Source organism: Rhodococcus sp. AD45-ID, from assembly GCF_003023755.1.
Lineage (GTDB): Bacteria > Actinomycetota > Actinomycetes > Mycobacteriales > Mycobacteriaceae > Rhodococcus_F > Rhodococcus_F globerula.
In genome coordinates, this window is record NZ_PYHL01000002.1 from 680,756 (window position 1) to 703,151 (window position 22,396).

Sequence of the window (22,396 nt, forward strand, 5' to 3'; positions counted from 1 at the left end):
GTGTGTGGTGATGAGCGGTTGTCGTATGGGGAGTTGGATGGTTGGTCGAATCGGTTGGCGCGGTTGTTGATTAGCCGTGGTGTTGGTTCGGGGTCGTGTGTTGCGGTGGCGTTGTCGCGGTCGGTGTTGTCGGTGGTGGTGTTGTGTGCGGTGGCGAAGTCGGGGGCGGCGTTTGTTGCGGTTGATCCGGGGTATCCGGCGGCGCGGGTGGAGTTCATGCTTGCTGATTGTGGTGCGGTGCTGGGTGTTATGTCTTCGGAGCATGGTGGGGTGTTGCCGGGTGCGGTGCCGTGGTTGGTGCTCGATGATCCCGAGTTCGAGGGTGCGCTGGCGGGGTTTGATGCTGGACCGGTGACGGATGTGGATCGGGGTGGATCTTTGTATCCGGATGGGGCGGCGTATGTGGTGTATACGTCGGGGTCGACGGGTGTGCCGAAGGGTGTGGTGGTGCCGCATCGGGGTTTGGCGAATTTGGTTGTGGATCAGTGTGTTCGGTTCGGTTTGGGCGCCGACTCGGTGGTGTTGCATGGCGCGTCGCCGAGTTTTGATGCTGCGATGCTCGAGCAGTTGTGGGCGTTGGGGTCTGGTGGTCGGTTGGTGGTTGCTCCACCGGGGGTGTTCGGGGGCGGCGAGCTTCGGGAGTTGTTGGTGCGGGAGAGGGTTTCTCATGTTGCGTTGACGCCGACGGTGTTGGGGACTGTTGATCCGTCCGGGCTTGTGGATTTGTCGACGGTGGTGGTGGGGGGTGAGGTGTGTTCGCCGGAGTTGGTGGCGCGGTGGTGTTCGCCGGGTCGGGTGGTGGTGAATACGTATGGTCCGGCGGAGGCGACGGTGCAGTCGAATGCGAGTGTGCCGTTGGTGGTGGGGGATTCGGTGACTATTGGTGGCCCGATTCGGGGTGTGGCGGAGGTTGTTCTTGATGGTTGGTTGCGTCCGGTTCCGGTGGGTGTGGTGGGGGAGTTGTATCTTTCGGGTCCTGGTTTGGCGCGCGGGTATGTGAATCGGAGAGGGTTGACTGCGTCGAGGTTTGTGGCGGATCCGTTTGGCGGCGGTGGGCGGAGGTTGTATCGGACGGGGGATGTGGTTCGGTGGCGCCGGGTTTCGGGTGGGGGTCTCGCGTTGGAGTTTGTGGGTCGTGGTGATCTGCAGGTGAAGGTGCGTGGTGTTCGGATCGAGTTAGGGGAGGTGGAGTCGGCGCTGTTGGGGTGTGTGGGGGTGGTTCGGGCTGCTGCTGCGGTGCGGGAAGATCGGTTGGTCGGGTATGTGGTGCCGGAACCGTCTGTGAACCTGGATATTTCGACGATTGTGGATTGTGTGGCAGGACGGGTGCCTGCGCAGATGGTGCCCGCTGCGGTGGTGGTGGTTGACGAGTTGCCGGTCACTCCGAATGGGAAGATCGACCGGGATGCATTGCCCACACTCGACTTCGAAGCCCAGCGCGCAGAATATCGGCCGCCTCGAGAAGGCGTGGAAGCCGCCGTCGCCGCAGCGTTTGCAGATGCACTGGGTATATCGCGAGTGGGCGCCGACGACAATTTCTTTGCACTCGGAGGCAATTCGTTGACAGCCACCGCAGTGGCTGCGCGATTGCATCAATCGATTGAGACCGAAGTGCCGGTTCACTGGATTTTCACCGAGTCGACGCCCGCGACGTTGGCGCACCGAATTGCGACGTGCACAGCGGAGACGAACGACGCGGTCGGGGTAATGCTTCCCCTGCGGGCCACGGGGAATCGTGAACCGCTCTTTTGTGTCCATCCCGCGGTCGGGTTGGCGTGGTGTTTCAGTGGATTGGTGCAGTATGTGGACAGTGACCGCCCGATCTACGGAATCCAATCACCCGCACTGACAGATTCGTCCGTGCATTTCGATTCGCTCGACGATCTCGCGGCCCGCTACGTCCGTGAGATCCGATCCGTGCAGCCACACGGGCCCTATCATCTGCTCGGATACTCGGTGGGTGGCCAGATCGCACATGCAATGGCGGCCAGGCTTCGTCGTGACGGTGCTGACGTTGCAACGCTCGCGATGATGGACAGTCGCTTGATGACGGAGGTTGACGCTCCGATGCCGTCTGTCGCGCGATTGGTCGCCGAGTTCGCCGAGGTTGATTCTCTCGATGCGCTCGAGGAAGACCCCACATTCGATCAGGTCGCGGAGTTGTTGCGCCGCAAGGGCGGATTCTTTTCGACACTGACGGCCGATCACCTCGGGACTTTGTACCGGCAGTACTGCAAGCTGGTCGATGATGCCGTGGCGCACCACCCGTCGAACCTTGATCTCTCCGATCTTCTCTACTTCAGCTCTGTGGAATCGCGCGAAGCCGAAAGGAATGGCGGACCCGAAGGCTCGATCGGGGCAGCGGACTGGAAGGACTACATCGTGGGCGACATCCACGAGTACAAGATCCCCACGACGCATGAGCAGATGACGAGCCCTCCGGGTTTGGCAGTCATCGGTCCGATCCTGAATCGCCACCTGGCGTCGGTTGGCCTAGTGACCGGCGCCGAGTTCGATGAGGACAACACCGGCGGCAATCAGGGCAATTCCCGCCGCCATGAGCTTCGTCAGGGCTTCGCGAAACAGGATTCGGCACGCGAGGGCAGTTAGCGCCACCCCGCAGGCCGTCCAGATTCCGTACGCCACTCCGAGGGCAAGGCCGGCGTCGAGCGCGAGTGTCAGAAATGCGAAGGAGGCCACATAGCCCGCGCCCACCACGACGAACCACTTCTTGTTGCTTCCAGTTTGCGACGCCATACGCAGCGCCAGGGTGGCGGAAACCTCGGACAGGATCGCCGCGATCAGAAATATCCATGTCACGCGGTGTCACCCGATTCGCGAGTGGCGGCTGCTTGCGAGCCGAGTTCGACACACAAGACTCCACCGATGACCAAGGCAATGCCAAGTCCCATCGTCGCGGTCAAGGGATCGCCGAAGAGAAGCGTTGCGAGAATTGCGGTCAGGACAACTCCGGTCGCTCCCCAGATTCCGTATGCAACACCAAGTCCCATACCTGCGCGGAGAACGAACGACAGCGCGGTGAAGGCTGCCACGTATCCCACAGCGACCACTACGTACCAGGCAGGGTGATCGAGAGCTGCGCGCAACGAGAGCGTGGCGGTGACCTCGGTCACGATTGCGGCAATCAGTAGTAGCCATTTCTTCACAAGCCGTGATTCTGTCAGAGCAGTAGCCGCTGCTCCGACGGAGAACTTGCGGCGACGCAGATTCTCGACTGCGTCACTCCCGGGTGCAGCGCATGGACTCGGTGATCGATCGCGCCTCGCCCCCGTCCGGCGGAGGTTTCCTCGACAGCGAGTACCTGGCAGCGGCCCACGCCGTCGTCCAACGGAATATTCGAGCTGTGTATGGGCTCGATGACACACAACCGGCTTCGGCGACGCTCAGACGTGGACGCGGATCGTGCAGCCAACGACTTGCCGTGCTGGAGGGGCTGGCCCGCAGTCGCGGGAACTCTGGAGTGCGTCCGGCTAGCGCCGTGATCGGGGGCTAGGCTGTTCGGCATGTCTGTGCGTACACCGTTGGTCCCCGGAACCGTCTCACCCGTCCTTGCTGTGCCCTCGAAGATCGAGCGGCCCGAGTACGCGTGGAAGCCGACAGCCAAGGAAGGCAACGAGCCTTGGGTCCAGACGCCGGAGACCATCGAGGCGATGCGCGTCGCGAGCAAGATCGCCGCGCGGGCGTTGCAGGAAGCGGGCAAGGCCGTTGCACCCGGCGTCACGACTGACGAGCTGGACCGCATTGCTCACGAGTACATGATTGATCACGGTGCGTACCCGTCGACGTTGGGCTACAAGAGCTTTCCCAAGTCCTGCTGCACCTCACTGAACGAGGTGATCTGCCATGGAATCCCCGATTCCACGGTCATCCAGGACGGTGACATCGTCAATATCGACGTCACCGCATACATCGGCGGCGTGCACGGCGACACCAACGCCACCTTCCTCGCCGGTGATGTATCCGAGGAGCATCGACTTCTTGTCGAGCGCACCCACGAAGCCACGATGCGGGCGATCAAGGCCGTCAAGCCGGGCCGCGCGCTCAACGTGATCGGTCGAGTCATCGAGTCTTATGCTCACCGATTCGGATACGGCGTCGTGCGTGATTTCACGGGTCACGGCATCGGCGAGACCTTCCACAACGGCCTCGTGATCCTGCACTACGACGAGCCCGGCGTCGAAACGATCATCGAACCCGGAATGGTCTTCACCATCGAACCGATGATCAACCTCGGCGGCATCGACTACGAAATCTGGGAAGACGACTGGACCGTGGTCACCAAGGACCGCAAGTGGACCGCTCAGTTCGAGCACACGCTGGTTGTCACCGACACCGGTGCCGAGATCCTGACTCTGCCTTGACCCTGCGCGGTGCCCTGCTCGTGGCTGGTACGACCTCCGACGCGGGCAAGAGTGTCCTTGTCGCCGGGTTGTGTCGGATGCTGGCGCGGCGCGGTGTACGCGTCGCGCCCTTCAAGGCGCAGAACATGTCCAACAACTCCGTCGTCACTCTCGACGGCGGGGAGATCGGCCGTGCTCAGGCACTTCAAGCCCGTGCCTGCGGTCTCGAACCGAGTGTGCGGTTCAACCCGGTACTGCTCAAGCCGGGAAGTGACCGGACATCGCAGCTGGTCGTTCGTGGTAAGGCGATGACAACTGTCGGTGCGCGGGACTACATGCAGCACCGTGCGTGGCTGCGCGGCGTCGTCGCGGAGGATCTGGCGTCTTTGCGCGGCGACTTCGACGTCGTGATTTGTGAGGGTGCCGGTTCACCGGCTGAAATCAATTTGCGGGCAACCGATCTCGCGAACATGGGATTGGCGGAAGCGGCTTCCATTCCGGTAATCGTGGTCGGCGACATCGACCGCGGTGGGGTGCTGGCTCATCTTTTCGGAACAGTCGCGGTTCTCTCGCCGAGTGATCAGGCCTTGATCGCCGGCTTTGTGATCAACAAATTCCGTGGTGACGTCGGGTTGCTCGACCCCGGACTTGAACAACTCCGCGAACTGACCGGACGCCCGACGCTGGGTGTCATCCCGTTTGCCGACGAACTGTGGCTCGACGCGGAGGATTCGCTGGGAGTCACCGGTAATGCACCGGTGGGTCGCCCCGGACAGCCCGTCGGTTCGGCGTGGTTGACGGTCGCGGCAGTTCGGTTGCCGCGCATTTCCAATTCGACGGACGTCGAAGCTCTCGCCTGCGAACCGGGGGTTGCGGTTTCGTGGGTCACCGACCCGGCACGTATCCGCGACGCAGACCTCGTGGTGATTCCAGGCAGCAAGTCCACCGTGAGTGATCTCGAGTGGTTGCGCAGCACGGGCCTGGCCGACGAGATCATCGCTCGAGCAGGCCGCGGGCAAGCCATCCTGGGAATCTGCGGTGGTTATCAGATGTTGGGCAAATCCATCGTCGACGACGTCGAATCAGGATCGGGCACTACTGCCGGACTCGGTTTGCTCGACCTCGACATCGAATTCGCTTCGGACAAAGTGCTGGCTCAGGTCGACGGTCACCACGACGGTATTCCGGTGTCCGGGTACGAGATTCATCATGGACGGGTGGTCCGCAACAGTGATTTGGCGTTGTTGACCGCTGCCGACGGTTCGCCGGAAGGAAGTGTTCGAGGGTCGGTTTGCGGCACTCACTGGCATGGACTTCTGGAAAGCGACGCCTATCGCCGCAGCTTCCTGACGGACATTGCCGGTGCGGGGTTTGTCGTGGCGCCGGATACCTCTGTGGCTGCGGTTCGTGAACAGCAACTCGACCTCCTTGCAGACCTCGTGGAGAAGTACCTCGATCAGGATGCTCTCGAGGAACTGATCGGCGGGGGAGTCCCGAATGGATTGCCCGTCATCACCTCTCACGTGAATTGCGTCTGACGCTCGCTAGTTTCCTACGCGGTGATCGGGACAGCCGTTCCCGTTACAGCGATGCCTCCCTGTACCGGAATATCGACGAGTAGGACGCTCGGACGGCCGACGTGTCTGCCCTGGTGGATTGTGATGCGCCGAGGAGTGTCAGCGGGATCGAGTGCCCGCAGGTATCCGCCGGTGGAAGCCGCCGCAGATCCTGTTGCCGGGTCTTCGGTGATGTTGCCCGCGGGGAAGAGATTTCGGGCTTCGAAAGTGTTGGCGTCCAATTGATGCAGGAAGGTCACGGTTCCGGCCCAGCCTTGTGCGTCCATGAGTGTGCGCATTGCCGCGGGGTCGAAGGTGAACTGGTCGAAGGTCGATTTGTCACTGAGAACCACAATCGGATGGGTGTTTCCGGCATACGACAGCTGCGGCGGAAAGTTGGTGTCGATTGCCGACGAGTCGATGCCCACGAGGCCGAGCAGTGCAGTGAGCACGGCATGGTCGATGGGCGAGACTGCAGGTTCCACGCTGGTGAACGTTGCGTGAATGCCTGATGCCTCTGTTGTGGTCGTGATCGACACCGGTCCGACGGATGTCTCGAACGTGAAGGTTCCGGCGCCGTCACGTTCGGTGAGCGCCACCGCCGTGGCAATGGTGGCGTGACCGCAAAACGGAATTTCCGCAATAGGGGAAAAGTATCGAATAACGTTGTGTTGCTTGTCTTCCTCGGATCCAGGCTTGGTGACAAATGCAGTCTCCGCGTATCCGATGTCCGTTGCGATGGCCTGCAACTCCGCATCGCTCAGCCCCCGTGCGTCCAGCAACACTCCTGCGGGATTGCCGCCCGCGGGATCGGAGCTGAATGCGGTATATCGAAGGATATCGGGTGTGATGGCCATGGATCTATCGTCCCTCGTGGACGTGCCGGCAACAAATGGCCGGATGGTCGGAACTGGACTGCGAGCGTTTCGATCAGCCCGCGTAGCGCCAGCTGTAGGCGCACAGCAAGCCCCAGGTGGCCGCGAATCCAGCGACCTTGAGCCGCGTTGCGGTTCCGGGCAGCGTCGATCCGAAGATTGCGGCGTCACCGAGATCGGCTGCGGCTCGGAACGCGACAGCGCCGCGACGCGCCGGCCCGTACGGTGCCATGGCCAGCAGAAGTCCGCTCGCGACATCGCGCGCTCCAACCGCCCTGATCACGGTCCCTACTTCCGGTGCGATGCTGCCGTCAGCCTTGGTGAGTTTGCACGGCTTCGCAAGAATTCTCGGTGAGAGGACGAGGGCGGCGCTGTAGGCGGCGGTCAGGACACCGAGAGCTTGAGGGAGCAATCGCGCAGTGGGGATTGGCGTCATGATCTCTGTGTACCCACAATCCGTTGTCCTACCTCCGTCGCACATACCGTCTGTTTGTGCTGAGGACTCCAGCTGGACGCTCGTCGTCCGTGGATGGAATCAGGGGTCAGCCTTCAGTGTCATGTCCATGGTGACGGTCACAGCCCACATCTCGGTAGGGCCTGCGACTGCGGACGGACACTGCTCGAGAGCGACGCTGTCCACCAGCTTTTGCAGCACGAACCAACTGAATGAGGTTGTACTGGTGTCGACCATTGCCGACGTCGTCCCGGTGAGGATCACCGACACGCTGCCAGGGTCGGCTCCGACGGTGCACGTGAGAGTGCTGCAGGTAGGCGTGTGGCGCAAAAGAGTGCTCGCTGCTTCATCGACCGCGAGAACGAGGTCTGCCACAGCGTCGGCTGCTAGGTCGTGGTGTCTGCCCCTCGACCGGACGAGAGCTCGCAGGATATGGAGCTGATCAGCGGTGGCGGCTACGGACAGTGAAGGTAAAGGGAAAGACTCGTCGACAACCATGAGTGCTCCTACGATGCGTTGCGGTGTCGTGTCAGGAAGCAGCGGCGGCGGACCGTCCTGATGACTACCAGTGCGCGCATCAAAAGGTGCTCTTTCCAGTGGCCTCCCGTCGAAACGATTCGGCAGGGACAGGCCAGATGCCGTCTGTAGTGCATTCGTAGCCGGATCGAAGGCGGATGGGTCGGACGTGGGAAATATCAGGTGTCGAACTCGGCAGCAAGATCCCTGGCCTGCGTCAGCTTCGTCGCCGCCCGCTCCGCGGCTTCCTCGGCGGTGCGCCGAGCGGACTCGGCAAACCGGCACTCCTGCTCGGCCTGTGACAAAGCCTCTCGGAGATCGGAGACCTTCTGCGCCGCCTCGTTCACCCTCGCAGTAGCCGAGTCGAGTTCCGAAGTAGCCTGATGCGCAGCAGTTTCCGCGTCACTGACGCGAGCCTGGGCCTGTTTTCGCGCGGCCCCAGTCGGCTGTCCTTTCGGCTCGGCGTCGGAAGGCGCCGGTGCGGTCGGTTCAGGTACCGATGCGAGCGCGGCAGGGCCGAAGCCGCTGTACGACACTGAGCCCAGCATCCGGCCGCGACGTAGATCGGCGCCGATATCGGGTTCGGAGAGCGCCGCCGACAGTGACTGCCCGATCTCGCGCATCACTGTCTCCGACAGCGGGCGGCCACGATCTTGTGCCGCGGCCGAGGCGCGTTCGGTCAGCGCTGAGATGACGGCCGCTCGCCGGGAAGCCAGGGACCGCAACTCTTCAGCGCGTAGGGCCTGTTGTGCGGATCGCAGTGCTGCTCCGAGTTCGAGCAAACGATCGACGCTTTCCGGCTCGACCCGAACGAGAAGGTTGAGAGCCCATCCCGTTGTCGTGGGTTTGCGCAGGGCATTCAGATTTTTCGCCAGCGTCGTATCGCCCAACTCCTTGGCGCGCGCGACTGCGGCGCGTCGCGCGCCGATGAATTCGGACGGGTCGAGTGCGTAGAGTTCGTCGGCTGTGCTGTCGAAGTCCACACATCATTGTTACACCGGGAACGCCGTGGCACCGCGATCGCCAACGGGAGTCGTACTCGGACTCGCTGGGCATACATCCGGTATGGGTCAGGTTATGAAACTCGTCGTTGTTGTCAGCGCCGTGATCGCAGTAGTCGGATCGTTCATCGGTTCGGGAGCCTGGATCGGCACGCCTATCGCGGAGGCAGCAGGAGGTGCACTGAGCGCTACGTCAACGCTGGTGGCACCGGCCGGGACTGCGTTCTCGATCTGGTCGGTTGTCTACGGCGGTTTTCTCGCATACGCGATCTGGCAGTTCCTGCCGGGCAGAACTGTGCGTCACGAGGCCTTGCGTCCCGCGATAGCCGTGTCGATGCTCCTCAATGCTGCCTGGATTCTCTCGGTGCAGGCCGGATTGTTGTGGCTGAGCGTCGTGATTATCGCGAGTCTGCTGGCCGTGCTTGCGCGAGTGTTCGTGCTGCTTCAGCGACAGCGCCCGGAGAACGGGATCGACGCGGTGATCACGGACGGCACCATGGGTCTGTATCTCGGCTGGGTGTGCGTCGCAACCATTGCCAACGTCACCGCCTGGCTCGTCGATCTGGGTATCACGAGTGCCGCGACGACGTGGGCAGTCATTGTTCTCGCCGTCGCTGCCATGGTCGGAGTTGGCCTTGCGACCGGTTCGCGCGGCGCGATCGCGCCGTCGATCGGCATTGTGTGGGGACTCGCGTGGGTGGCGCAGGGCCGACTGGGTGGCGAAGTGGCGAACACGGCGGTCGGTATCTCGGCAGTGCTTGCCGCCCTGTTGGTCGGTGTCTATACCGCCGGCGTCAGGCTCGAGCTGACCGGCGCGCACCCGGCGAAATGAATTTTTGATCCCGGTTGGTGAGAGAAGTCATCCCGAAGCGATTCCGGTTTACCTAGATTCATGAATCGAAGTATTTCTCCACCTTGAAGTAATTCTCTACGTAAAGAAGAGGCATTCTGTGAAGATCCTGATTGTTGGCGGAACTGGCATGATCGGTGCCCACACGGCACTTCACCTTCGCGACATGGGAAACGACGTCACCGTCGCGGCGCGTAATCCACTCGCCGATGACTCGCCTGTGCGAGATTTCCCGGTCCTGCTCGGTGACTACACGGAACAAACTTTCACAGCGGATCAACTGGCACCGTTCGACGCGATCGTCTTTGCCGCCGGTCAGGACGTGCGACACATGGGCCGCGGCGTCGACGAGGCGGAATTCTGGGAGAAGACACAGTCCGGTGGGGTGCCGCGGTTCGCGGCCCTGGCCAAAGAGGCTGGTGTTGCCCGGTTCGTCCAGGTGGGAAGCTACTACCACCATCTGCGTCCCGAATTGGCAGAGACGATGCCGTACATCGCTGCGCGAAAGGCTGCCGACGAAGGAGCACGGGCGTTGGCCGACGAGACCTTCAATGTCTCGACGCTGAACCCGCCCTCAATTCTCGGCGTCATCAGTGGAACGTCTGCCAAGCGTTACCGCAAGATGTTCTCGTGGGCTGCGGGCAACGAGGCACAGATTCCTGATTTCGCTCCGGCCGGCGGCACCAATTTCATGTCGGTGCGGTCTTTGGCGGAAGCGATCTGGGGCGCGCTGCAACACGCGGAATCCGGCAAGGCATATCTGATCGGCGACCAGAATCTCACCTACCAGCAGTATTTCCAGTTGCTGGTTGCTGCGGCAGGCGGCGACCGGGAGATCGGCGAACGCAATGAGGAGCACCCCATCCTTCCGGACAGCTTCATCGTCCAGGGGCGCGGCAACGTCATCTCCTACGAGCCGTCTGACGCCGACACCGCGCTCCTCGGTTACACCCGGAACGACTGTGCGCGAGCACTTACCGAGATGCACGAGACAGTGAAGGAAGCCGTCGACGCACGCTGACGTCGTGGCCCGCTGTCCTTTTGGTGATCCTGTTTCGGTGTGTCGCCAAGCCCACGCCAGTGGACAGCGGGCCGGCCGGCCCAGCGAGCCAGGCCGCGGCTTGCGGCCGCGCTACGCGCCGCTACCGCGATCCTCGTCTTCAGTCCTCGTCAGGGTAGTTCCAGTCGAACACAACCTTCGCGGGCGGAACCGCCTCCGCGACGCGAAGCTGCAACGACTTCTCGAAGGTGGGACGCCACTTGTAGAAACCGCTGAAAATTACGGGATGCTGTGACACGACGTGCACGTCACGGGTCCCTTCGGGATTTTCTCGCCGTGAGATGACCACCTCACGTTCGAGCCGATTTTCCTCAACTACCTGCTCGAACAATGTGTAGATCGCGTCGGCGTCTGCCGGCGTGAGGCCATACACACCAAAACGGACATCGATATTCACAGACATCCGACAACTGTAGGTCGAGGTTCACCCGACAGTTGCATTGAGGTGACGGATGTTCGGCTCGGGTGCACGCGATTTCCGTTGTCCCGCACACCAACGCCTCTGTCAGGTCAGGCTTTCGGATCCGGGTTTTGGTTGCGGCTGGTGTGCCCCTGGCCGGAATCGCTTGGTGCGGCATCGTCTGGCGGGGCCGGGGTGCCGGGCGAGTTGCCTTCCGCTGTCGGAGTTGGGGTCGCAACCTCATCGGGTGTTTCTCCGATGGCTGGACCGCTCGCAGTGCTTGTCTCGGCGTTGTGGTGGCTAGCTTTTTTGGCAAGGTCGCCGACCTTGTGTTGCACCTGCGGTGCCTTCTCCTTGACGGTTTCCGCCACTTCGCTCACTTTTTCCTGGACAGTCGGGTTGTGCCACAGTTCGAGGGACTGGTCCCTCATCTTTTCGTAGGTTTGTCGTCCGGATCTGGTGCCCACGACGAATCCCGCAGCGGCGCCCGCTATGAAGATCAGTGCTTTCTGCATGACGTCTCCTGGTGTCGTCCGGCATGGAACGAGGTGGACGAGTTGTCACTGATCGCTCGTCCACCCACGAATACCCGTCAACAAGCCTGCTAACCGCGCGAGCGGCGGTATGACGGAGCGTCTTAACGATCAGCGGTGTCTTCCAAGGACATTGCGCGCGCGGAGTGGCCATCGCTGGTGATGTGAGCTTCGGCGCGCATCCGGTCGACCATGTGTGGGTAGTGAAGTTCGAACGCGGGGCGTTCTGATCGAATTCTGGGAAGTTCGGTGAAATTGTGCCGGGGCGGGGGACAACTGGTTGCCCACTCGAGCGAGTTTCCGAATCCCCACGGATCGTCGACCGTGACCACTTCGCCATATCGGTAGCTCTTGAAGACGTTCCACACGAACGGCAACGTGGATGCACCGAGAACGAACGCGAAGAGCGTGGACACGGAATTCAGCATCGTGAACCCGTCGGAAGGTAGGTAGTCGGCGTATCTGCGCGGCATTCCTTCTGCGCCCAGCCAGTGCTGCACAAGGAATGTGCCGTGGAATCCGACAAACGTGGTCCAGAAATGCCAGACGCCGAGCCGGTCGTCCAGCATCCGGCCGGTCATCTTCGGGAACCAGAAGTAAATGCCGGCAAACGTCGCGAACACGATTGTGCCGAACAGAACGTAGTGGAAGTGCGCGACGACAAAATAGCTGTCCGTGACGTGGAAGTCGAGTGGTGGGCTCGCGAGGATGATGCCAGTCAATCCGCCGAACAGAAACGTGACCAAGAAGCCGAGGGAAAACAGCATGGGTGACTCGAAAGTCAACTGTCCCTTCCACATTGTGCCGATCCAGTTGAAGAACTTGACTCCGGTGGGCACCGCGATCAGGAAGGTCATGAAGGAGAAGAAGGGCAATAGAACGGCGCCGGTGGCAAACATGTGGTGTGCCCAGACGGCGATGGACAGCGCCGCAATGGCGAGAGTGGCGTAGACCAGGCCGTTGTAGCCGAAGATCGGTTTGCGGCTGAAGACCGGCAATATCTCCGAAATGATGCCGAAGAAGGGGAGGGCCACGATATAGACCTCGGGGTGGCCGAAGAACCAGAACAAATGCTGCCACAGGACGGCACCGCCGTTGCTCGCGTCGTAGACGTGTGCGCCGAGGTTTCGGTCGGCGAGGAGTGCCATCAGGGCTGCAGTCAGGATCGGAAAGGCGATCAGGATCAGTATCGACGTGATGAAGATGTTCCAGGTGAAGATCGGCATGCGGAACATCGTCATTCCCGGCGCGCGGAGGCAGATCACGGTGGTGATCATGTTGACCGCTCCGAGAATGGTTCCGACTCCGGCCAATGTAAGACCGGTAATCCAGAGGTTGGCTCCGGCGCCGGGTGAGAACGTGTCGGTGGACAACGGCGCGTACGCAGTCCAACCGAAATCGGCCGCGCCGCCAGGGGTGACGAACCCACTGATCGTAGTAATCGCGCCGAACAGGTAGAGCCAGTAACTGAGGGCGTTCAATCGGGGAAACGCGACGTCAGGTGCTCCGATCTGCAGCGGCAGTATGTAGTTCGCGAAGCCGAAGACGATCGGGGTCGCGTACAGCAGAAGCATGATGGTGCCATGCATGGTGAACAGTTGGTTGTACTGCTCGTTGGACAGGAACTGCATTCCTGGAACAGCTGTCTCGGCACGCATCATCAACGCCATCACGCCGCCGATCAAGAAGTAGGCGAACGACGTGAACAGATACATCAAGCCGAGTTTCTTCGGATCTGTGGTCGTCAACGTGTCAAGAAGCGCCTGGCCCTTCCGCAGGCGGCGTGGGGGATACGGCCGTCGGCCTACGAGGGCGCGGACTGGTACTGCGGTCATCAGGTCTCCCATCGCACGTATGGAAGCGCGACTGCAAGAGTTGTTACCCGTACTTGAAGCTGGCGAAACAGCGCTGAACTATCTCGGATGGTGTGGATTCTCGGCGGATCCCGGTGCGGAACAATATCCATTCCTGCGTCGTTGTCCGGGCTATGAGCGACGATACGGAAGTCCGGGACGCACTCTTCGAGCTTGTTGCCAATGGGAAACAGGGTGTTTTGGCAACAATCAAGCGGGACGGCAGGCCGCAGCTGTCCAACATCATTTACCGCTGGGATTCCGAGTCGCGAACGGCATCGATCTCGATTACGGCGGACCGCGTCAAGAGCAAAAATGCCGAGCGTGACCCGCGGGTGTCACTGCATGTGAGTGCTCCGGATTTCTGGAGCTATGCAGTGATCGAAGGCATTGCGAAGTTGACTCCATCAGCTTCCGATCCACACGACGAGGTGGTCGACGCGCTGGTTGATCTCTATCGAGACATCAGTGGCAATGAGCATCCCGACTGGGAGGACTACCGCCGCGCGATGGTGGCGGAGCGCCGCCAGATCCTGAGTGTGCGAGCAGATCATGTGTACGGCATGTCGGGCACCGGTTAATAACGTTACGAGCTACTATGTAATGGTGAATTCGGAGACACCACGCGCCGGCCGGCCGCGCGACCCGGGCAAGGACCAAGCTGTGCTGGTTGCAGCGCGCCGCCTCCTGGCCGAAGTTGGCTACCAGCAGACGACGATTGCCGCTATCGCCCGGTCAGCAGAAGTGAATACGCCGGCTATCTACCGCCGATGGCCGACTCGCGAAGCATTGATCGAAGAAGCTGTGCACGGGACCGGAGGCCATCCGTTGCCCGAGGTGTCCGGAGACCTCCGAACAGACCTCGCGACGTGGGTGCGGATCTTCCTGGTTCGAGCCGCGCGACCTGCGGCCAGGGCCGGTGTTCCCGGACTGCTCGCGGACTCTCAGAGTGAGGACGCCCGGCAGCGCTTGCTGGCCATCGGCGCGCCGGTTCGCAAGGCCTTTCAAGAGATGTTGGACGGTGCCGCCGAGCGGGGAGAAATCCCGGCCGACGTCGACGCGACGTTCCTGTTCGATCTACTCTCGGGCGCCACCACTATGCGTGGTCTCACGCGTGGCGCCGAGGGCGAGGACCGCTTCGTCGATTCACTTGCAGGTTCGCTGTTCGTGTTGGCAGTGCATGCAAGCGAGACGATCGGTCTGAAAGCAGGGCACGAATGAAGATCGATCTCCAGTTGGATTCACGTCCCGAAGACTCGGCAGCGCGCGCGAAGGAACTTGTTGCGCTGGGCGCCGACGGTCTTTTCACGTTCGAGGGCGCACACGACGTTTTTGTCCCGCTCGTCGCAGCGTCAGGTGTGGTCGAGGCGGACCTCATGACCAATGTGGCGATCGCGTTGCCCCGCAGTCCGTTGCACCTCGCTCATGTTGCGAACGACCTACAGGCATTGAGCCGCGGTCGATTCCGGCTCGGTTTGGGTTCGCAGATCCGTCCCCATATCGAGCGACGCTACGGTAGCGAGTGGTCGCGGCCAGCCGCACGAATGCGGGAAGCAGTACTTGCGATCAAAGCGATCTTCACTGCGTGGGAAGAGCGTTCGCCCCTGGATTTCGTGGGCGAGTTCACCCAGCACACGCTCATGCGACCGACGTTCGATCCTGGACCTAATCCGTACGGTCCGCCGGAAATCTGTCTGGGAGCGTTGGGGCCCTTGATGACTCGGGCCGCTGCGGAAGTGGCAGACGGGTTGCTTGTCATGCCCTTCAACAGTGCCCGTCATTTTCGCGAGCGGACCATGCCCGCAATCGAGGAGGGGCTCGAACTCGGCGGGCGTACCAGGGCGGATCTTGCGATCTACCCGCAGGTGCTGGTTGGTGTCGGGCGGACCGCAGACGAACTCGCCGACGCCGAGCGCGGGGTCCGGAGTCTGCTCGGGTTCTACGGTTCCACGCCGGCGTATCGGCCGGTGTTGGAGGTCGACGGCTGGGAAGATGTTCAGCCCGAACTCAACTCGCTCTCCAAGCGGCGCGAGTTTGCTGCAATGACGGACCTGATTGATCGAGACATGATGAACACGCTTGCAGTGGTGGGTACCCCCGAGGAATGTGCGGCAAAGATCATCGCGCGATTCGGCGACCACGCTGAGCGCGTGTGCTGCTACTTTCCCGGATACCCGGCATCTGATTCCCATGTTGCGGAGATGATTTCGGCGCTCGGGAAAATGCGATGACAAGCGGGGTGCTGGTGGAGCTGGACGGCGGCGTAGCCGTAGTCACCCTTGACCGGCCGGAACGACGCAACGCGTTCACCGGGGCGATGGGTCGAGCATTGGGTGAGGCTTACCGGAATCTTGACGCCGACGACGGCGTTCGTGCCATCGTGCTGACCGGTGCGCCGCCGGCATTCTGTGCGGGCGCAGATCTAGAGGGAGGCGCGGACACGTTCGATGCGCCTGTTGGTGACGGCTTTTCGGCATCGCCGATCAATCCACCGGCTTTCGATTTGCGTAAGCCCGTGATCGCGGCGGTGAACGGACACGCGATAGGTATCGGACTGACTATCGCGATGCAAACAGACATCCGGATTTTTGCCACGGATGCCAAGTATGCGATTCCGCAGGTTCGCCGGGGAGTGTTGCCCGACGCGATGTCACATTGGACCGTTCCGCATATCGCCGGTATGGCGGTTGCTGCCGATATCCTGTTGACCGGTCGCACATTTGACGGTGCGGAGGCTGTTCGGCTGGGACTCGCGAGCCGTTGCCTGCCCGCAGACGACGTGTTGCCCGCAGCCCTGGACATCGCTCGGGATATCGCGGTGAACGTTGCCCCCATGTCGGTTGCACTGTCCAAACGTCTACTGTGGCAGTCGGCCCGGCATGGATACAGTCCCGAGCGGGTAGCGGACCTCGAGACAGAGTTGCACTTGCGTGTGATGGGTGAGCCCGACTCGTCCGAGGGGGTTCGCGCCTACCTGGAACGGCGTGACCCACACTGGGTCTCACGGCTGTCAACCGACTGGCAGGAGATTGCTCCGCAATGACTCAGTGTGGGGTCAGGCCGCGCTAGGCGTGTGCCAACAACTGTTCGAGGCGGCGGCTACAGAATGCGGTGATGTCCGCGTGCTCACCGAGTTGTAGGTGCGTGGACAGTCGCAGTAGCGGAACCGATAACAGCACCGCAGCGAGCACCTCGTTGAACAACAGGTTCTGGACCGGCCATCCTGTCAGTTCCTCGTAGCGGGCGATCGTCTGCTCCCGGGTCGGTGTGCCCGGCAGAGATGGGTGACCCTCGAACTCGCTGCAGGCCCAGTCGAGGAACAGCATCCACGCCAGGTCGGCTTCGTGATCACCCAGATACGCCATTTCCCAGTCGAGCACACCGGCAACGGAATGGTCCGGGCTGTACAGAATATTCGACATGCGCGCATCGCCCCAACACAACGTGACATGTTCGGGCTCGTAGATATTCGCGCGGAGCCACGACAGTGCCTTCTCCATTACCGGCGACAGACTCGGCGCTGCCCAACGCACGGCCCAGTCGAGATAGTTCACGGCCTGCTCGATCGGTTTGTCCCCGAACCTCGGCATGGAGAGAAAGTCGAGGCGAAGCTCGCCGGGGTCGAGTTGATGGATGTGGGCCATCGTCTCGACGCAGCCCCACCACATCCGCGCCCGACTCTGCTCGTCGGCCTCGAAGTAGTTTCCGGCGGTGTGATACGACGGAAAATCGCTGGGAGCCTCGGCATTTCCGATGCGTTCCATGACGTAGTACGGCCCGCCGAGAGCATTATCGGCGTTGTCTATCCAGAGCATCTGGGGGACAGGCAGATCGGTACCGGCAAGTCGCTTCGACACCAAATACTGGCGTCGTAGGTCGTAGTCGGGAAACAGGGAGATCTCGGGTGGGCGTCGGAATACGAAGCCCGCCCCCGAATTTTCGGACCCTTCCAGCTCGAACAGGTAGGTCTCGGTGGAGAACCCGCGCTCGGTGCGTTGCCAGGCGACGATCTTCGCTTCCTGTGCGCCTGGAATCTGTTCGCGAACAACGGGTTCCAGGGTCGATGCCAGGGCCTGCGCGGCGACACGTTCAGTCATTGTGTGCGTCCGTCCGGTTTGCCGACCAGTCCGTGTACCCGTACCGGGGGTTCGCACCCATGAAAACCATCTCGACCAGTCCGTGCCCGATCTTGTCACCCATCCGAACCTCGCACAGTGTTTCGCTGAGCATGCTCACTTGGCGGATCTCTTCGAGGTTGGTGATGTCCACTGTGAAGCTGTCGCTGAAGTCCTTGCCGCGGTACATGCCCGAGGCGTAGCCGCGGTATTCGTCGTAACCGGCCAGTCCCGGCCAGAAATCGCACACCGGATTCACTTCGATGACGTCGGTGGTTCGGTCGGCGCGATGCACGGTGAAGGTACCGGATTTCACGACGCGCAGATCGTCACGGAACTTCAGGTCGTGTTCGACGTCGATGATGGGTAATGGGTCCTTGCCGCTGTCGATCGGGAAGAGCACTTCGCCCTCGAACTGCCAACGCGCTCCCGTGCTCGTTTCACGCTGCGCGAAATGCACTACCTCGTCGTCGAATTGGAAGATCCCCATGTAGTACAGGACTCCCTCCGGAACCTCCGACGGCTGCAGGTTCGCGCCCTCCGACAGGCTGCCGCCCCCGCCGCCGTGGCGAACGCCCCACGAGTGGTCACGACCGAACCACCAGTTGTCCGGATCGATCTCGATGCGCTCGCCGTCGATCTCGATCCAGCCGGTGATCGTGCCGTTCTGGTAGAAGCGACGGGCGTCCTCGCGCACTCTGCCACGGGTGCGGTGGAATGCTGCCGTCTGCTCGTAGACCGGAAAGTCGCCGGAGAAATCGAGTTGCAGGCTCAGTCCGTGCTCGTTCGACTCGACGGTCGAGCGAACCTTGCGCAGCGGTTCGACGATCTCGTAGGTGTACGGCCCGACGCTCCAGGCCGCAAGAGCGCCGGTCTGCGGGTTCAGTTCGGTCGACAGACGAACCACGCGAGCCTCTTCGCCCTTGCGTGTGACCATCGCGTAGGCGTCGAGGACGTTGCGGTTCGGGTATTTGGCCAGGCCGGTCATGACGGAGACCTCGCCGGTTTTGTCGAACCCGTACATCACGATGCGTTCGGTCCAACGCAGGTCGCTTTGCGAGACGTGGTCGAGTGTCGTGGGTAGTTGGTGGATGAGCAGTTCGTCGTGCGGAGTGATCACTGCGGGCCCCTTCGTGGTGGATGGATGCCTTCAATCTATGACGGAGCGCATCGCAACGTAATAGTTTTCGGCAAATATATCTCCGGTAATGTCCGCGGATGTGGATGAACGCAGAGATCGTCGAACCGGTACCGCTGGCGTGGGGAGGCCCCGCGATCCTCAGGTGGACCTGGCCGTTCTCGCCGCCACCCGGGAATTGCTCGTAGAGCTCGGCTACCAGAAAACCACCATCACGGCGATCGCCCGACGAGCAAACTTGGGTACGGCAGCGATCTATCGGCGCTGGGCAACTCGCGAATCGATTATCGAAGAAGCGGTCTTCGGCATGCAGAATGGTGCATTGCCCGCGACTACCTCGAATTTGCGCGAGGACCTACTGATCTGGACGCGATGGTTCCTCACGCAAGTGGCGGAACCGGCAACTCGCGCAGCCATTCCGGGCTTACTCTCTGCATATCAACAAGAGGAAGGCGCGTACCAGCGACTGGTTCTCAGTTCCGAGTATCCCGCCCGACTGGCACTCCTCGAGCGGGTGCGCGCCGAGTACCCGGAGCGGTCCGAGGCGGACGTTGCCGCCGCCACCGATGTCGCCTTCGATTTCCTCGTTGCGGCCACGATTGTCCGCGGACTCACCAGTGGACTCACCGACGCCGACGCTTTCTGCACCCGAACCGCCGCATCATTGGCGCTGCTGATCACCTCTACTCGCAGCGATATCAACGCCGAGTAATTGCATTCAGGCTAGGTGAGGGATTCGACCCTGCGCGTCGGTCGGCCCGTTGGTTCCGCTCGGATACTGCGCCGGAGGATAACGGCCACAGTGACATCTGTGGCAACAATCCGGAATCAATTCGAGCTCGAAATCATTCGGTTGGCGTCAATTCCAACTATTTTCGCGAAAGTCTTGGATCAGTCCAGAAATCCGCGTCATAGTAGTGGGGTGTCCTCGACGCCGGACTTTCCAGCACAACTGCGTGACGCAGAGCTCCGTGTGACCCGACCACGGGTTGCGGTGCTCGAAGCCCTGCATGCGCGTCCACATGCCCCGACGGATTCGATTTTCGATGCTGTTCGGGCGGTTCTACCGGGAGTGTCTCGCCAAGCGGTGTACGACGTACTGCATGCGTTGACCTCCGTGGGAATCGTGCGGCGGATTCAGCCTTCCGGTTCAGTGGCTCTCTACGAGTTGAGGGTTGGTGACAACCATCATCACGTCGTCTGCCGATCGTGCCGGACGGTGTCGGACGTCGACTGCGCAGTTGGAGAGGCACCTTGTCTGACGCCACCGGATTACGACGGTTTCGAGTTCGTCGAAGTCGAAGTTGTCTTCTGGGGGATGTGCCCCGACTGCGTGGCATCACAGAGTTCGCGATCACACCCGTGATCGGAGTCGGATCTATTTGTTCATGGAGGGATTAACGTGTCCGATAGTTGCCCGATGGCCCCTGAAGGAAAGTCGCAGGGGGGAAGCGAAAGTGAAAATCCCGCGATCTCGGCTCCGACGCCCACGGCGCATCGTCCGATGACAAACCAGGACTGGTGGCCGAACCAGCCAAACCTTTCGGTGTTGCGTGTTCATTCGCCCAAATCCAACCCTTTGGGTTCGGACTTCGATTACGCGGCGGAGTTCGCGAAACTCGACGTCGACGCTCTCAAGCGCGACGTCATCGACTTGATGACAACGTCGCAGGATTGGTGGCCCGCAGACTACGGTCACTACGGTGGTCTGTTCATTCGGATGAGTTGGCACGCCGCGGGGACCTACCGTATCGCGGACGGCCGTGGCGGCGGAGGTCAAGGCGCACAACGGTTTGCGCCGCTGAACAGTTGGCCGGACAACGCAAGCCTCGACAAGGCTCGCCGCTTGCTGTGGCCCGTCAAGCAGAAATACGGCAAGCAGATCTCGTGGGCCGACCTTCTGGTTTTTGCCGGCAACTGCGCCTTGGAGTCCATGGGGTTCAAGACCTTTGGCTTCGGGTTCGGTCGCGAGGACATCTGGGAGCCGGAGGAAATGTACTGGGGCCCGGAGGACTCGTGGCTCGGAGACGAGCGGTACAGCGGCGACCGTGAGCTGTCCGGTCCGCTCGGCGCGGTGCAGATGGGTTTGATCTACGTGAACCCGGAGGGACCGAACGGGCAGCCCGATCCGGTCGCCGCTGCCCGCGATATCCGCGAAACCTTTGCGCGCATGGCGATGAACGACGTCGAGACGGCGGCCTTGATCGCCGGCGGACACACCTTCGGTAAGACTCACGGGGCCGGCCCCGCCGATCTGGTCGGGCCCGAACCCGAAGGCGCTCCGATCGAACAACAGGGCTTGGGCTGGAAGAGTTCCTTCGGCACAGGCGTGGGGAAGGATGCGATCACCAGCGGCCTCGAGGTCGTGTGGACGAATACGCCGACGCAGTGGGACAACTCGTTCCTGGAAATTCTCTACGGCTACGAGTGGGAACTGACCAAGAGCCCCGCTGACGCGTGGCAGTGGACGCCCAAGGACGGCGCCGGTGCCGGCACGATCCCGGACCCGTTCGATTCGTCGGTGAAGCGTTCTCCGACCATGCTGACCACGGACCTGTCGCTGCGGCTCGATCCGGCATACGAGAAGATCACGCGCCGTTGGCTCGATCACCCGGACGAATTTGCCGACGAGTTCGCCAAGGCCTGGTACAAGCTGCTGCACCGCGACATGGGACCGGTCACTCGCTATCTCGGTCCGTGGATTCCGGAACCGCAGCTGTGGCAGGATCCTGTTCCCAACGCCGCTGCCCCGGTGATCGGCGATGCGGATATTGCTGCCCTCAAGAGCAAGGTACTGGAGTCCGGGCTGTCGATCTCGCAGTTGGTGTCTACCGCCTGGGCGTCGGCGGCGAGTTTCCGTGGCACCGATATGCGCGGCGGCGCAAACGGAGCCCGGATTCGCCTCGAGCCGCAGAAGAGTTGGGAGGCAAACAGTCCCGCCGAGTTGTCAACGGTATTGAGTGCACTCGAGCAGATCCAGCAGGACTTCAATTCCCAGTCCGGCGGAGCGAAGGTCTCGCTTGCCGATCTGATTGTTCTGGCGGGAACCGCGGCGGTCGAGAAGGCCGCCAAGGACGCCGGCCACGAAGTCTCTGTCTCGTTCACACCCGGTCGGGCGGACGCGTCGCAGGAACAGACGGACGTGGAGTCCTTTGCGGTTCTCGAACCCCGGGCAGACGGATTCAGGAACTACCTGCGCGGCGGGGAGAAGATTCCGGCCGAAATCCTGCTTGTCGATCGGGCATACATGTTGACGTTGACCCCACCGGAGATGACGGTGCTGGTCGGCGGCCTTCGCGGGCTGAACGCCAACGTCGGGGGTACCGCCCACGGTGTGCTGACCGATCGGCCGCAGACGTTGACCAACGACTTCTTCGTCAATCTCCTCGACATGGGCACGGAGTGGAAGCCGTCTACGTCGTCGGAGAACGTCTACGAGGGTCGTGACCGGGCCACCGGTGACGTCAAATACTCTGCCACTGCCGTCGATCTTGTCTTCGGATCGAACTCGGAACTGCGTGCTCTCGCAGAGGTGTACGCAAGTGCGGACGCACAGCAGAAGTTCGTGGAGGACTTCGCGAGCGCGTGGACCAAGGTGATGGAACTCGATCGGTTCGACCTCGACTGATCGCCGCCCTGCTGAATACGTAAGGCCCACCTGGCAATCAATTGCCGGGTGGGCCT

Annotated in this window: 24 protein-coding genes; 12 read left to right on the top strand and 12 right to left on the bottom strand. The window is 61.7% G+C overall.

The features are described from left to right. On the top strand, positions 1-2,610 hold the full coding sequence (locus tag C7T36_RS30180; RefSeq protein WP_258190625.1) for an amino acid adenylation domain-containing protein: 2,610 nt from the start codon (positions 1-3) through the stop codon (positions 2,608-2,610). Here the strand turns inward: C7T36_RS30180 and C7T36_RS19365 are convergent. From C7T36_RS19365 to C7T36_RS29920, 3 genes are read right to left on the bottom strand one after another with little or no spacing between them, the layout of a single operon-like run. Then, on the bottom strand, positions 2,494-2,820 hold the full coding sequence (locus C7T36_RS19365; RefSeq protein WP_084702742.1) for a multidrug efflux SMR transporter: 327 nt from the start codon (positions 2,818-2,820) through the stop codon (positions 2,494-2,496). The genes C7T36_RS30180 and C7T36_RS19365 overlap by 117 nt on opposite strands. Continuing rightward, the gene (locus C7T36_RS19370; RefSeq protein ID WP_045067234.1) at positions 2,817-3,167 is read right to left on the bottom strand and encodes a multidrug efflux SMR transporter; all 351 of its coding nucleotides are present in this window, start codon (positions 3,165-3,167) and stop codon (positions 2,817-2,819) included. Before C7T36_RS19370 ends, C7T36_RS19365 begins: the two co-directional genes overlap by 4 nt. Positions 3,168-3,181: 14 nt before the next feature. Beyond that, the gene (locus C7T36_RS29920; protein ID WP_146153461.1) at positions 3,182-3,526 is read right to left on the bottom strand and encodes a hypothetical protein; all 345 of its coding nucleotides are present in this window, start codon (positions 3,524-3,526) and stop codon (positions 3,182-3,184) included. Between C7T36_RS29920 and map the strand changes: the two genes are divergently transcribed. Next, entirely contained in the window at positions 3,525-4,382 is an 858-nt protein-coding gene (gene map, locus C7T36_RS19375) for a type I methionyl aminopeptidase (protein WP_033234952.1), read from the top strand. The two genes, C7T36_RS29920 and map, sit on opposite strands and share 2 nt — an antisense overlap. Before the next feature lie 2 nt (positions 4,383-4,384). Further along, entirely contained in the window at positions 4,385-5,899 is a 1,515-nt protein-coding gene (locus tag C7T36_RS19380; protein ID WP_045067937.1) for a cobyric acid synthase, read from the top strand. 14 nt (positions 5,900-5,913) lie between these two features. Here C7T36_RS19380 and C7T36_RS19385 read toward each other — a convergent pair whose 3' ends face one another. From C7T36_RS19385 to C7T36_RS19400, 4 genes are all read right to left on the bottom strand, one after another. After that, positions 5,914-6,774 carry a PhzF family phenazine biosynthesis protein gene (locus C7T36_RS19385; RefSeq protein ID WP_045067235.1) on the bottom strand — a complete coding sequence of 287 codons (861 nt, stop codon included), beginning with the start codon at positions 6,772-6,774 and terminating at the stop codon, positions 5,914-5,916. A gap of 73 nt (positions 6,775-6,847) precedes the next feature. Further along, positions 6,848-7,228 (bottom strand): hypothetical protein, encoded by a 381-nt coding sequence (locus tag C7T36_RS19390; protein WP_045067236.1) that lies wholly within the window; start codon positions 7,226-7,228, stop codon positions 6,848-6,850. 99 nt (positions 7,229-7,327) lie between these two features. Continuing rightward, positions 7,328-7,744: an ATP-binding protein gene (locus tag C7T36_RS19395; protein ID WP_141486061.1), complete on the bottom strand. Its 417-nt coding sequence runs from the start codon at positions 7,742-7,744 to the stop codon at positions 7,328-7,330. 197 nt (positions 7,745-7,941) lie between these two features. Next, complete coding sequence (locus C7T36_RS19400) at positions 7,942-8,745, bottom strand: hypothetical protein (RefSeq protein WP_033234949.1); 804 nt, start codon at positions 8,743-8,745, stop codon at positions 7,942-7,944. Positions 8,746-8,839: 94 nt separating this feature from the next. Between C7T36_RS19400 and C7T36_RS19405 the strand changes: the two genes are divergently transcribed. Together C7T36_RS19405 and C7T36_RS19410 are read left to right on the top strand one after the other, a co-directional pair. After that, positions 8,840-9,595 carry a tryptophan-rich sensory protein gene (locus C7T36_RS19405; RefSeq protein ID WP_045067938.1) on the top strand — a complete coding sequence of 252 codons (756 nt, stop codon included), beginning with the start codon at positions 8,840-8,842 and terminating at the stop codon, positions 9,593-9,595. 118 nt (positions 9,596-9,713) lie between these two features. Next, a complete protein-coding gene (locus C7T36_RS19410; protein WP_033234948.1) occupies positions 9,714-10,634 on the top strand; it encodes an NAD(P)-dependent oxidoreductase in 921 nt (306 codons plus the stop codon). Positions 10,635-10,773: 139 nt separating this feature from the next. Here the strand turns inward: C7T36_RS19410 and C7T36_RS19415 are convergent, their stop codons facing one another. The 3 genes from C7T36_RS19415 to ctaD form a co-directional block, all read right to left on the bottom strand. After that, positions 10,774-11,076, bottom strand: coding sequence for a hypothetical protein (locus C7T36_RS19415; protein WP_033234947.1), 303 nt, complete (start codon positions 11,074-11,076; stop codon positions 10,774-10,776). A gap of 107 nt (positions 11,077-11,183) precedes the next feature. Continuing rightward, entirely contained in the window at positions 11,184-11,588 is a 405-nt protein-coding gene (locus C7T36_RS30605; RefSeq protein WP_045067238.1) for a YtxH domain-containing protein, read from the bottom strand. A gap of 122 nt (positions 11,589-11,710) precedes the next feature. Then, positions 11,711-13,441: a cytochrome c oxidase subunit I gene (gene ctaD / locus C7T36_RS19425; RefSeq protein WP_033234946.1), complete on the bottom strand. Its 1,731-nt coding sequence runs from the start codon at positions 13,439-13,441 to the stop codon at positions 11,711-11,713. A 152-nt stretch (positions 13,442-13,593) separates the two neighbouring features. Here ctaD and C7T36_RS19430 point away from each other — a divergent pair, with 152 nt between their 5' ends. Genes C7T36_RS19430 through C7T36_RS19445 form a run of 4 tightly spaced genes read left to right on the top strand, consistent with a single transcriptional unit; the run spans position 13,594 to position 16,502 of the window. Beyond that, complete coding sequence (locus C7T36_RS19430) at positions 13,594-14,040, top strand: PPOX class F420-dependent oxidoreductase (protein ID WP_045067240.1); 447 nt, start codon at positions 13,594-13,596, stop codon at positions 14,038-14,040. A 22-nt stretch (positions 14,041-14,062) separates the two neighbouring features. Continuing rightward, a complete protein-coding gene (locus tag C7T36_RS19435; RefSeq protein WP_045067242.1) occupies positions 14,063-14,680 on the top strand; it encodes a TetR/AcrR family transcriptional regulator in 618 nt (205 codons plus the stop codon). Continuing rightward, positions 14,677-15,690 carry a TIGR03617 family F420-dependent LLM class oxidoreductase gene (locus C7T36_RS19440; protein ID WP_045067244.1) on the top strand — a complete coding sequence of 338 codons (1,014 nt, stop codon included), beginning with the start codon at positions 14,677-14,679 and terminating at the stop codon, positions 15,688-15,690. Before C7T36_RS19435 ends, C7T36_RS19440 begins: the two co-directional genes overlap by 4 nt. Further along, entirely contained in the window at positions 15,687-16,502 is an 816-nt protein-coding gene (locus C7T36_RS19445) for an enoyl-CoA hydratase/isomerase family protein (RefSeq protein ID WP_045067246.1), read from the top strand. The genes C7T36_RS19440 and C7T36_RS19445 overlap by 4 nt, the downstream gene beginning before the upstream one ends. A 22-nt stretch (positions 16,503-16,524) precedes the next feature. On the opposite strand, the gene C7T36_RS19450 is transcribed toward C7T36_RS19445, so the two are convergent. Further along, positions 16,525-17,556, bottom strand: coding sequence for a phosphotransferase family protein (locus C7T36_RS19450; protein ID WP_045067248.1), 1,032 nt, complete (start codon positions 17,554-17,556; stop codon positions 16,525-16,527). After that, the gene (locus tag C7T36_RS19455; RefSeq protein WP_045067251.1) at positions 17,549-18,694 is read right to left on the bottom strand and encodes a hypothetical protein; all 1,146 of its coding nucleotides are present in this window, start codon (positions 18,692-18,694) and stop codon (positions 17,549-17,551) included. Before C7T36_RS19455 ends, C7T36_RS19450 begins: the two co-directional genes overlap by 8 nt. A 100-nt stretch (positions 18,695-18,794) precedes the next feature. Between C7T36_RS19455 and C7T36_RS19460 the strand changes: the two genes are divergently transcribed. From C7T36_RS19460 to katG, 3 genes are all read left to right on the top strand, one after another. Continuing rightward, the gene (locus C7T36_RS19460; RefSeq protein WP_239654714.1) at positions 18,795-19,424 is read left to right on the top strand and encodes a TetR/AcrR family transcriptional regulator; all 630 of its coding nucleotides are present in this window, start codon (positions 18,795-18,797) and stop codon (positions 19,422-19,424) included. Between the two features lie 210 nt (positions 19,425-19,634). Continuing rightward, positions 19,635-20,078 (top strand): Fur family transcriptional regulator, encoded by a 444-nt coding sequence (locus C7T36_RS19465; protein ID WP_045067939.1) that lies wholly within the window; start codon positions 19,635-19,637, stop codon positions 20,076-20,078. 36 nt (positions 20,079-20,114) lie between these two features. Next, positions 20,115-22,340 carry a catalase/peroxidase HPI gene (gene katG, locus C7T36_RS19470; protein ID WP_045067255.1) on the top strand — a complete coding sequence of 742 codons (2,226 nt, stop codon included), beginning with the start codon at positions 20,115-20,117 and terminating at the stop codon, positions 22,338-22,340. Positions 22,341-22,396 lie beyond the last annotated feature (56 nt).

Excerpts from the sequence above, each read along its gene's own strand:
- map (WP_033234952.1), top strand. The coding sequence starts at position 3,525 with ATGTCTGTGCGTACACCGTTGGTCCCCGGAACCGTCTCACCCGTCCTT.
- C7T36_RS29920 (WP_146153461.1), bottom strand. The coding sequence starts at position 3,526 with ATGCCGAACAGCCTAGCCCCCGATCACGGCGCTAGCCGGACGCACTCC.
- C7T36_RS19385 (WP_045067235.1), bottom strand. The coding sequence starts at position 6,774 with ATGGCCATCACACCCGATATCCTTCGATATACCGCATTCAGCTCCGAT.
- C7T36_RS19390 (WP_045067236.1), bottom strand. The coding sequence starts at position 7,228 with ATGACGCCAATCCCCACTGCGCGATTGCTCCCTCAAGCTCTCGGTGTC.
- C7T36_RS19395 (WP_141486061.1), bottom strand. The coding sequence starts at position 7,744 with ATGGTTGTCGACGAGTCTTTCCCTTTACCTTCACTGTCCGTAGCCGCC.
- C7T36_RS19405 (WP_045067938.1), top strand. The coding sequence starts at position 8,840 with ATGAAACTCGTCGTTGTTGTCAGCGCCGTGATCGCAGTAGTCGGATCG.
- C7T36_RS19415 (WP_033234947.1), bottom strand. The coding sequence starts at position 11,076 with ATGTCTGTGAATATCGATGTCCGTTTTGGTGTGTATGGCCTCACGCCG.
- C7T36_RS30605 (WP_045067238.1), bottom strand. The coding sequence starts at position 11,588 with ATGCAGAAAGCACTGATCTTCATAGCGGGCGCCGCTGCGGGATTCGTC.
- ctaD (WP_033234946.1), bottom strand. The coding sequence starts at position 13,441 with ATGACCGCAGTACCAGTCCGCGCCCTCGTAGGCCGACGGCCGTATCCC.
- C7T36_RS19430 (WP_045067240.1), top strand. The coding sequence starts at position 13,594 with ATGAGCGACGATACGGAAGTCCGGGACGCACTCTTCGAGCTTGTTGCC.
- C7T36_RS19435 (WP_045067242.1), top strand. The coding sequence starts at position 14,063 with ATGGTGAATTCGGAGACACCACGCGCCGGCCGGCCGCGCGACCCGGGC.
- C7T36_RS19440 (WP_045067244.1), top strand. The coding sequence starts at position 14,677 with ATGAAGATCGATCTCCAGTTGGATTCACGTCCCGAAGACTCGGCAGCG.
- C7T36_RS19445 (WP_045067246.1), top strand. The coding sequence starts at position 15,687 with ATGACAAGCGGGGTGCTGGTGGAGCTGGACGGCGGCGTAGCCGTAGTC.
- C7T36_RS19450 (WP_045067248.1), bottom strand. The coding sequence starts at position 17,556 with ATGACTGAACGTGTCGCCGCGCAGGCCCTGGCATCGACCCTGGAACCC.